The 9,425-nt window shown below is 64.8% G+C and carries 9 protein-coding genes; 7 read left to right on the top strand and 2 right to left on the bottom strand.

The features are described from left to right. Window positions 1–215 precede the first annotated feature (215 nt). The 6 genes from AS93_RS0117800 (at window position 216) to rimI (ending at window position 6,299) form a co-directional block, all read left to right on the top strand. Window positions 216–1,316, top strand: a complete 1,101-nt coding sequence (locus tag AS93_RS0117800; protein WP_037009989.1) for a hypothetical protein — start codon at window positions 216–218, stop codon at window positions 1,314–1,316. A 29-nt stretch (window positions 1,317–1,345) separates the two neighbouring features. Then, complete coding sequence (locus tag AS93_RS0117795; protein WP_155956186.1) at window positions 1,346–2,872, top strand: hypothetical protein; 1,527 nt, start codon at window positions 1,346–1,348, stop codon at window positions 2,870–2,872. Between the two features lie 9 nt (window positions 2,873–2,881). Continuing rightward, complete coding sequence (locus tag AS93_RS0117790; RefSeq protein WP_027591848.1) at window positions 2,882–3,379, top strand: DUF6160 family protein; 498 nt, start codon at window positions 2,882–2,884, stop codon at window positions 3,377–3,379. Window positions 3,380–3,505: 126 nt separating this feature from the next. Beyond that, window positions 3,506–5,056: a 2-isopropylmalate synthase gene (locus AS93_RS0117785; RefSeq protein WP_027591847.1), complete on the top strand. Its 1,551-nt coding sequence runs from the start codon at window positions 3,506–3,508 to the stop codon at window positions 5,054–5,056. Then, window positions 5,053–5,826 carry a hypothetical protein gene (locus AS93_RS0117780; protein WP_027591846.1) on the top strand — a complete coding sequence of 258 codons (774 nt, stop codon included), beginning with the start codon at window positions 5,053–5,055 and terminating at the stop codon, window positions 5,824–5,826. Before AS93_RS0117785 ends, AS93_RS0117780 begins: the two co-directional genes overlap by 4 nt. A 17-nt stretch (window positions 5,827–5,843) precedes the next feature. Next, on the top strand, window positions 5,844–6,299 hold the full coding sequence (gene rimI / locus AS93_RS0117775; protein WP_027591845.1) for a ribosomal protein S18-alanine N-acetyltransferase: 456 nt from the start codon (window positions 5,844–5,846) through the stop codon (window positions 6,297–6,299). On the opposite strand, the gene AS93_RS0117770 is transcribed toward rimI, so the two are convergent. After that, window positions 6,296–6,745 (bottom strand): hypothetical protein, encoded by a 450-nt coding sequence (locus AS93_RS0117770; RefSeq protein ID WP_027591844.1) that lies wholly within the window; start codon window positions 6,743–6,745, stop codon window positions 6,296–6,298. The genes rimI and AS93_RS0117770 overlap by 4 nt on opposite strands. Before the next feature lie 92 nt (window positions 6,746–6,837). Here AS93_RS0117770 and AS93_RS0117765 point away from each other — a divergent pair, with 92 nt between their 5' ends. Then, complete coding sequence (locus tag AS93_RS0117765; RefSeq protein WP_027591843.1) at window positions 6,838–8,763, top strand: bifunctional UDP-sugar hydrolase/5'-nucleotidase; 1,926 nt, start codon at window positions 6,838–6,840, stop codon at window positions 8,761–8,763. Here AS93_RS0117765 and AS93_RS0117760 read toward each other — a convergent pair. Next, window positions 8,750–9,367, bottom strand: a complete 618-nt coding sequence (locus tag AS93_RS0117760; protein ID WP_027591842.1) for a TPM domain-containing protein — start codon at window positions 9,365–9,367, stop codon at window positions 8,750–8,752. The genes AS93_RS0117765 and AS93_RS0117760 overlap by 14 nt on opposite strands. Window positions 9,368–9,425: the final 58 nt, after the last annotated feature.

Genomic DNA, 9,425 nt, shown 5'->3' with positions numbered 1-9,425 from the left:
AGCACCTAAAACCAAAACCCCAATCCGCAACCGCGGGTTGGGGTTTTGTCTTTTCCACGGCCTGGTTGCGAAGTTGGTGTGTGGAAAAGGGTAACGCTCGTGGGGGGCTTCGGCCTGGAGGGGAGTTTTCGGCACGACTATGGGTTGGCTGCCTCAGCGGCGCGAATCCCTATAGTGGAGCATTCGGAAGCCTCTACTTTTCAAGGAAGACCCGAATGCATACCCCTCGAGCCGGGCGTTTGCTAAGCCTTGTCTGTGGTGCACTGGTCGCCGGAACCAGCGCAGCAGCACTGAAACCTCTGAACGATGCCGAGCTGTCTGCTGTTTCCGGTCAGGCTCTGATCAGTCTGGATGCCCTGACCTATGCTGGCTACCAGTACACCCGCATCAACTTCGGAGCGGAGATTGACGTCCTCCTCAACATGGATGAGCTGCGCCTGGGTGACTTCGACCGCTCTGGCATCCCGGGGCTGGCGTCGAACCAGTCCGCTGACATTCTGATCAACAACTTCGCTCTCGGGCGGGTTCGTAACAACGATTCTTCTGCGGCTGCCATCGAGCCGTTCAAGATCCAGGATCCCTATCTGGAATTCGCCTTCAAGGTTAACGACCAGGGGATTCGAGAGGTCGCTGGTGTGCGCTTGGGTTTCGGTCGTTCCATGGGTCATCTCTCCGGGGACATCCTGTCGCTGACCGGCAAGATGCAGGGCAAGATCTATGGTCCAGCCTCCCTTGGCAAGGATTTCTACATGGAGCAGAACGGGATCAGCAATCTCGGCTGCCTGGTGGATATCAACTGCATCGCGCTTTCGCTGGCAGGTGACACGGAGGTCTACACGACCGTGGAGCTTCTGCAGCAGGGCACCGGCTATACCACGCTCGACGGGGTGCCTATCAACCGCGCCACACACATTGGCGTGCCTGCGGGTAGCTCGTTGCAGACCGATGAGACCGGCCTGATTGCGGCGTTGATCCCCACGCTGACCAAAGCGAGCAATTGTGAGGCCCTCGGGTTGATCACCTGTTTCCCGCTCACAAACTACAAGTCCATTTTTGTCGGTGACCCCACCAAGACGAACATTGCCCAAGGCGGCGCCGAGGGGATTTTCTTCTCGATCCAGAACCAGAACGTGCCCTGGCAGGATCTGGCCAATGCCGGCAAATTCGTGGATACCCAACGAGGCGCCTTTGCCAATTTCGCGAAGACAGGCGGCGGCGCAGATACCATTTACCCGTTCATGCTTAATCTCTTCGACGCCTTGCGGGGCACAGCCCGTGAACCAACTTGCATGGGTGCGCAGGCGGCGGGGTGCTGATCATGAATCGTTGGGCTCGGGATGGTGCCTTGCTGCTGCTCCTGGCCAGTACCCACGCAGGTGCAATGCAACCGCTGGACGATCGAGAACTGGATTCGGTCAGTGGTTCCGGGATCGGCTTCTTTCTCGATGGCTTCCTATACGACAAGGGGGAGGCGACGGCGCGGATCGAGGGCTTCAAGGATTCCAATGGCAATCCCGTGGTTATCCATCTGGAGGACTCCTATATAAAAGGGCAGGGCAGCCAACGGGGTTCCCTGGACACCCTGGCGGCCATCGGCAGCCCGCTGCATCCCTTCCGGTTAGGGATCGTGGAGGCTGCGCAGGTACCCTCCTTGCCCGTTGGTGTTGAGGCGCTGCAACTGAAGACGCCTACCTGGACGGACCCCCTCAACAACACTCATCAGTACGGCCTGTGGTCTTATTACCAGGGGTGCCTGTTTGGCGAGGCGGGTTGCAACAATCCCGATCTGGCCGTGACCAACCTGAATGCCGACATGGCCGCCCTGACGGCTCGGCAGTCATCCCTGCTTCAGCGCTATGCGGGAGTGGGCTTCCTGACCCTGCAGCAGGAAATCAATGCCGACATGGTGCTCGTCCAGACCCGGCAGCAGACCGTGGATACGATCAACGACCAGTACAACACCGCCCGTAGCACGATGACGAACCTGCACGGGGCGGCCCAGGATACCGGTATCTATCCCAAGCCCGCGCTGGGTGAGAAGTACTGGTGCGGGAACGCTTGTATCCCCCCCGATGTAAGGGCTTACAACGCATCGGTCGATACGTTCATGGGCAAGAGTGACGAGCTCATGGCTGCTTACCTCGCACTGAGCGAGGCCTGGCAGAAAGAACGCTATGGCCTGACGTTGACTGAGCGGGCACAGGACTACAACGAGTTCAGCAGCCTCTGCGGAACACCGAGCGCTGAACAGCCCACCTGTAGTGCAGGCCGCATCACCAAGCTGGAAGGGGACAGGGCGTCCCTGCTGCTGGTCGCTTCCTCACTGAAGGACGGCAAGACACGGGTTCCGGGCCTGGATATCGGCTTTGGCTCGGTGTTCAGTCTGCCCTCTACCGCCTGGAGCGGCAGTTCCAGCGGCGCGACCCAGGGTGCTACGACCACGCGGAGCGACTTCTTCTCCCTGAACATCGAGGGTTTCACCCTGCATGGCTCGTATCTGAACATATGGGGAAATGCGGATGGACTGGTGGGTGAGATCAGCATGCAGCTGTACGCCGACAAGCTGATCGCCGGTGCCTGCCGCGATTGCAGCGATGCCAATCGTCTGGTCGCCAAGAACCTCTATCTCGACCTCAACCTTGGCCATGGGCGCCTGCAGCCCCTTAACTTCAGTGTGCTGGGTGATGGCGAACTGCGTTTCCGCCTGCCGGGGGTGACATGGGCCAACCACCAGCAGTTCTATGCTCAGGTGCCGAAGAGCAACATCAGCATCGGCAACCTTTCGTTGAGTAACGTCAACCTGGGTTCCCAGGCCATTCGCGGCTTGCGCATCGACTACCTGGACATGCGAACGGTCAATCTGCCGCGCTGAGGAGGAAACATGCTTCGTTCTTTCGCCTGTCTGCTGAGTATTCTTTCCCCCTTGGCGCTGGCCGATCTGCAGCCTCTGGAAGAGGCTGAGATGGCAGCGGTCAATGGCCAGGACGGCATCAGTATCAGTGCGTCCATCCGCTTCAACCCGAACCCGCAACTGACGCGCTGTCCCGGCGGCTGCGGGGCGCGTGTCGCGATCCGGCCAGGTCAAAGTGCCGGGGTTATCGCCATCGACAACATCAAGGGCACCTTCAGTTTCGATGGCGTCACCTTGGATGTCGTGACCATTGATAGCGGCTTCAATGGCGAGGGGGCCCTGTTCAATCAGGACGCACTCAAGCTGGGGTTACGCGAGAGTCATTTCAGTGATGTCCAGTTCACCCTCTCCGGTGCCAACCAGGTCAGCGTCAGCCAGCCAGGACTGCAGCAGACCGATCTACTGACCTTCCACACTGACGGACAGGTGCAACTGCGCGGCGACCTTTACATCTTCCCCTCGAACTGAAGGCGTTGACGGCCCCACTCGGGAACTGGTGCTTTCCCCTCGACAGGTTTCCGGCCACAATTCGCCGCATGTGGCGTGCGGGGACTACCGGCGCCGGGTCGAGACTTGGGTTCCGAGGGTGCCGATATGAGCAGCAGCGAGCGCGTCATCATTTTCGATACCACTCTGCGCGATGGTGAGCAGAGCCCCGGTGCTTCCATGACCGGTGAGGAAAAGCTGCGAATCGCCAAGGCGTTGGAGCGCCTGAAGGTCGACGTCATCGAAGCCGGCTTTGCCATCGCCAGCCCCGGCGACTTTGCGGCGGTGAAGGCCATCGCCGATACCATCAAGGACAGTACTGTCTGCAGCCTGGCCCGGGCCCTGGACGCCGATATCGAGCGCGCTGCCGAGGCACTGGCCGGCGCCAATTCGGCACGCATCCATACCTTCATCGCCACCAGCCCCATCCATATGCAGCACAAGTTGCGTATGGCGCCCGATCAGGTGGTGGAGCAGGCCGTACGTGCGGTCCGCAAGGCGCGTAACCTGTGCGCCGACGTCGAATTCTCCTGCGAGGACGCCGGCCGCTCCGAGCTCGACTTCCTGTGCCGGATCATCGAGGCGGCCATTGATGCCGGCGCCCGCACCATCAACATTCCCGATACCGTGGGCTATGCCATTCCGCACCAGTACGGCGAGCTGATCGGTCAGTTGCTGGCGCGCATCCCCAATGCCGACAAGGCGATCTTCTCCGTGCATTGCCACAACGACCTGGGCCTGGCGGTGGCCAACTCGCTGGCCGCGGTAGCCGCCGGCGCACGCCAGGTGGAATGCACCATCAACGGCCTCGGGGAGCGGGCCGGCAACGCCGCGCTGGAAGAAGTGGTGATGGCCCTGCGCACCCGCCAGGATCTGTTCGGGCTGAGCACGCGCATCGAGACCGAGCACATCCTGGCCGCGTCCCGACTGGTTTCCGGCATCACCGGATTCCCCGTCCAGCCGAACAAGGCCATCGTCGGCGCCAACGCCTTCGCCCATGAGTCAGGCATTCACCAGGACGGCGTGCTCAAGCACCGCGAGACCTACGAGATCATGTCCGCCGAGTCGGTGGGCTGGAATACCAATCGCATGGTACTGGGCAAGCATTCCGGACGCGCCGCCTTCCGTTCGCGCCTCGAGGCGCTGGGCATCGGTTTCGCCAGCGATACGGAGCTGAACGCCGCCTTCGCGCGCTTCAAGGAACTGGCCGACCGCAAGCACGAGATCTTCGACGAAGACCTGCAGGCGCTGGTAACCGACACGCTGGCGGCGGAGATGCCCGAGCCGTTCAAGCTGAGCGACCTGGCGGTGACCAGCCGGATGGGCGAGGTGCCGGTGGCGCGCCTGGTTCTCAACCTGAATGGCGTGGAACGGGAAGCCCAGGCCCAGGGTTCCGGTCCGGTGGACGCCACCTTCAAGGCCATCGAAAGTCTGGTGCACTCCCAGGCGACCTTGCAGCTGTATTCGGTCAATGCCATCACCCAGGGCACCGACTCCCAGGGCGAGGTCACGGTGCGCCTGGAAAAGGATGGCCGCATCGTCAACGGCAACGGCGCCGATACGGATATCATCGTCGCCTCCGCCAAGGCCTACCTGAACGCGCTGAACCTGATGCAGGCCGGCGCGCGCAAGGCCCATCCGCAGGTATCCGGGATTTGATCGACGAAGCGCGCCGCCGCGCCTATTTGCGCGCCATGCAGATTGACAGCTGGGCCGCCTGCCGCACCCTGCCGTTTGCTGCGCCGTCCAACGCCGAGCTGTGGCTGCCGTTGCCTGTCGCGGTGCCGGAGCGTTTGCCGGCTGCAGTGCAGGAAACCGCTGTGTCAGCGCCGGCTGCAACGATGCCCCGGGCCGAGTTGCCGCGGCCGCAGCTGCGCCCGCAGGTCCGCCCGGCCAGTGCCGTGGTGGACGAACCAGCGCCCGCGCCGAAGCCGGTGACCCGCAGCAGCGAACTGCCGCGCTTCAGCCAGCAACTGCTGCGTGCCGGACAATGCCTGCTGCTGGTGGAACTGCCCACCGGCGAGACGTTTCAGGGGCGTGATCCCGCCTATCTGCTGCTGCGCGATCTGCTACGCGCCGCCGGCCTGCCGGACAGCCCGCAACTGGTGGGTGAACCGGTGCGCTGGCCGCTCCTGCAGGCCGGCAGCCTGGACCAGGGGCCGGAAATGGCCCGCGAGTTTGTGCAGAGTTTCGTTGCCGCGCGTCTGGAGGAACAGGCGCCGTGCGCCTGCCTCTGGCTGATCGGCGCCTCGGCGCTGCGCTTCGCTGGCGATCTGGAGCCCGGCGCGGTCCTGCGCGAGCTGCACCACGAAACGCTGGGGCCTGCCTGGACGCTGCCGGGTCTCGATCAACTGCTGGAACAACCTGCACTCAAAGCCGAGCTCTGGCGCTCAATGCGCCGGGTGATGCGCCGCTGGCAATCCCACTGAAGTAAGCCCGACCCGCCATGACCGACAACCTGCATTTCCGTCCCATGACCGAAGCGGACCTCGACGCCGTGCTTGAGATCGAACGCTCGGCTTTCAGCCATCCCTGGTCGCCGGGCATCTTCCGCGACGCCCTGAAATCGTATGAATGCTGGGTGATGCTCGAAAGTGGCCGTCAGGTCGGCCACGGTGTCATCGACCTGATCCTCGACGAGGCCCACCTGCTGAACATCACTGTCGCCCCGGATTGCCAGGGCCGGGGGCTCGGGCTGGCCCTGTTGAATCATCTGATGACCCGCTCGCGGGAGCGCGGCGGCCAGGAGTGCTTCCTCGAAGTACGCGCCTCCAACCAAAGCGCCTATCGACTGTACGAGCGCTACGGCTTCAACGAGATCGGCCGGCGTCGCAACTATTATCCGGCCGCCGGCGGCGGTTCCGAGGATGCGCTGGTCATGGCCTGCACGCTGCTCGACTAGCGCTCGTCCTCTTCGTCCTCTTCGTCTTCCTCCTCGTCCGGCCGGCCATCCAGCGGCATGACCCGCGCCATCTCGGCCTCGTCCAGCCCGCCGCCCTCGCCGATCTCACTCTCGTCGACGATGCTCAGGTCCTGGTCGGCAGGCAGGCCCTGGCCGCGCTCGCGGGGCGAGCGCGCGCCACTCTCGTCGAACAGGGTTTCCGGGCTGAGGTCATCCTGGGTGATGCCGTCCTCATGCACGTCCGGCCCCAGGGATTCTCCGCCGGTCATGCCGGCCTCGCGCTCGCGTTCCGGGGTCAACTGGTCCAGAACCTCACGGGGGGCGGGCTCGCCGAAGCGCCCGCTCGGCCCCGGGTCGTCGAAATCCAGCTGCTCGATCGAGCCCATGCGATCTTCCATCGTGTCGATTTCGGAGGGCCCGCTGGGCGGATGCTTCTTGTCGTTCATGGCCAGGACTCCTCGGCTGTTCGTGCAGTGGACCGGGCAAAGATGGGATGATTCCGCCGCGCCGGCCGTCGGCGGCGCCCACAGGAGTGAACATGCGCATCATCGGTAGTCTGCTGGCATTGGCCTGCCTCATGGCCAGCCTGGCAAGCGGCGCGGCGGAACGCCGCTTCGTGGTCCTGCACACCAACGACTGGCAATCCCGGTTGCTGGGTTATGGCCCCAACAGCGAATACAGTCCGGATTCCCTGAATGACGACCAGACCGTGGGCGGGGTGGCGCGTCTGGCCACGCTGTTGCACGAGCGCCGTGCGGCGCTCGCCGAGGTGCCGCTGCTGACCCTGGATGCCGGCGATTTCAGCATGGGCACGCTGTTTCACACGGTGGCCCGCGAGGAGGGCGGCGAACTGCGCCTGCTCGGCGCGTTGGGCTACGACGCCACCACGCTGGGCAACCACGAGTTCGATTTCCGCCCCGCCGGCCTGGCGCAGATGATCGCGGCCGCCGAGCGGGCCGGCGACGCACCGAATGTGCCGATCCTGGCCAGCAATATCCGTTTCTCTGCCCAGAGCGCCGACGACGATGCGCTGGAAGCGCTGCAGCGCGCCGGTCGTATCCAGCCGTACCGGATCGTGGAGAAGGGCGGCCTGCGTTTCGGCCTGTTCGGCCTGATGGGCCGCGATGCGGTGGAGGTCAGCCCGCTGATGGCGCCAGTGACCTTCGCCGACCCGCTGGCCGCCGCCCGCGACATGGTGCGCCTGCTGCGTGAACAGGAGCGGGTCGACGTGGTCATCCTGCTCTCGCACATGGGCGTCAGCGCGCAGCCAGACGGCAGCTGGCGCGGCGAAGACGTCGAACTGGTCGAGCAGGTGCCGGGCATCGACCTGGTAATCGGTGCACACTCCCACAGCCTGTTGCGAGAGCCGCTGCGGGTCAACGACACCACCCTCGTGCAGGTCGGCTCGGAGATCCAGTACCTGGGCGAGCTGCACATGACGCTGGATGCGCAGGGGCGCGCCCGAGTCGCGGAGTATCGCCTACACGCCATCGACGACCGCACTCCCGGCGATCCCGCCATCGGCCAGCGGGTCGCCGCGCTGCAGCAGGCGGTCAGCGAGCGGGTGCTGGCCGCCCATGGCTACGCCTTCGATCAGCCGCTGGCGCGGGTCGAGCGCACCCTGACGCGCGCCTACGACGACCCGGTGCTGGGCAATCTGGTTACCGATGCCCTGCGCCGCGGGGCCGGCAGCGATATCGCCTTCACCGGTAACGGCACCCTGCGCGACGAGCTTTACCGCGGCCGCGAGGGCGTGCAGAGCGTGGCGGACCTGTTCCGCGTCGCGCCGCTGGGCATCGGCGAGTTCGACGACCAGCCCGGCTATCCGCTGATGCGCGTGTACTTCACCCCCCGCGAGATCCGCCAGATCCTCGAAGTGCTGCTGCTCGCCTATCAGATGCGTGACAGCGACAGCTACTACCCGCGCGTCTCCGGCGTGAAGTTCACCTACAACCCCTGGCGCATGCCGTTCGACCGGGTCAGCCGCATCTGGCTGGGTGATGCCGAGCGCGGCTATCGCGAGCTGGACCCGGACGCGCCCGGTCTGATCAGCCTTGGCGCCACCAGCTACGTGGGCAGCTTCACCTGGCTGATTCCCGAGCTGACCTACGGCCTGTTCGAGGTGGTGCCCAAGGATGCCGAGGGTCGGCCGCTGGCGCAGATTCGCGATGCCATGCTGGATCGCGACCCGGACGCGCCGGGCATTCAGGAATACAAGGAGTGGCAGGCGTTTCTCGACCATGTGGCGGCGCTGCCGGCACGGGATGCCCAAGGGCTGGCGCTGCTTACCGATCAGGGCGCCGCTGCCGAGCAGCGCATGCTGCGGGTGGCCAGCCTGGCGCCGAGCGAGCTGTTCCGCCACGCCGGTGGGCTGCAATGGACGGCCACGCTGCTGTGCGCGTTGTTGTTGTGGCTGGCCGGCTGGCTGACCTGGCGCCTGTGGCGCCGGGTCAGGGCAGGATGACGAGACGGTCCGACAGCTGATTGTGCGGGTGGCTGGCCGGCAGCCGCTCGCGCAGCACCGCGCCACAGCCTTCGATGCAATCGAGGAAACCCTGCAGCACCTGACCCTGGCGCACCTGTGCGGTGAAGCGGTCCACCTGGGCCTGCCAGGTGGCATCCTCGATCCGGCTGGCAATGCCCCGGTCGACGAGGATCTCCACGTAGTGCTCGGCCTCGCTGACGAAGATCAGCATGCCGACGTCGCCGTGGGTGTGATGCAGCTTCTGTTCGAGGAACTGCCTGCGGGCCAGATTGGCGGCGCGCCAGTGGCGTACCGCGCGGGGCGTCAGGCGCACCCGCAGCGCGGGCAGGCGAAACAGCAGGGCCAGAGCCAGAAAACCCAGCCATTGCACCAGCAACAGTTGCCGGGCGTTCCACCATTCACCGAACAGGTTGAGCAGCCCAGGCAGCAGCAGGACAAGCAGACCGGCCCAGAGCAGGGCGATGTAGCGGTAGTCGTCGGCCTGCGCGGCCAGCACCGTGACCAGCTCAGCGTCGGTGTCGCGCTCCACCCGGGCGATGGCCTCGGCCACCCGCTGTTGTTCCTGTTCGTTGAGCAGGCTCATCTCGTCTCCCGTCTACCAGCCACCCGAGGCGCCGCCGCCCCCGAAACCACCCCCGCCA

It is taken from the genome of Pseudomonas sp. RL, from assembly GCF_000647775.1.
Lineage (GTDB): Bacteria > Pseudomonadota > Gammaproteobacteria > Pseudomonadales > Pseudomonadaceae > Serpens > Serpens flexibilis.
This window is presented reverse-complemented; position numbering and strand designations above follow the sequence as displayed.

Bases quoted from the DNA above. Each gene is read 5' to 3' on its own strand.
- AS93_RS0117760 (WP_027591842.1), bottom strand. From the start codon at position 9,367: ATGAGCCTGCTCAACGAACAGGAACAACAGCGGGTGGCCGAGGCCATC.
- AS93_RS0117765 (WP_027591843.1), top strand. From the start codon at position 6,838: ATGCGCATCATCGGTAGTCTGCTGGCATTGGCCTGCCTCATGGCCAGC.
- AS93_RS0117800 (WP_037009989.1), top strand. From the start codon at position 216: ATGCATACCCCTCGAGCCGGGCGTTTGCTAAGCCTTGTCTGTGGTGCA.
- rimI (WP_027591845.1), top strand. From the start codon at position 5,844: ATGACCGACAACCTGCATTTCCGTCCCATGACCGAAGCGGACCTCGAC.
- AS93_RS0117790 (WP_027591848.1), top strand. From the start codon at position 2,882: ATGCTTCGTTCTTTCGCCTGTCTGCTGAGTATTCTTTCCCCCTTGGCG.
- AS93_RS0117770 (WP_027591844.1), bottom strand. From the start codon at position 6,745: ATGAACGACAAGAAGCATCCGCCCAGCGGGCCCTCCGAAATCGACACG.
- AS93_RS0117785 (WP_027591847.1), top strand. From the start codon at position 3,506: ATGAGCAGCAGCGAGCGCGTCATCATTTTCGATACCACTCTGCGCGAT.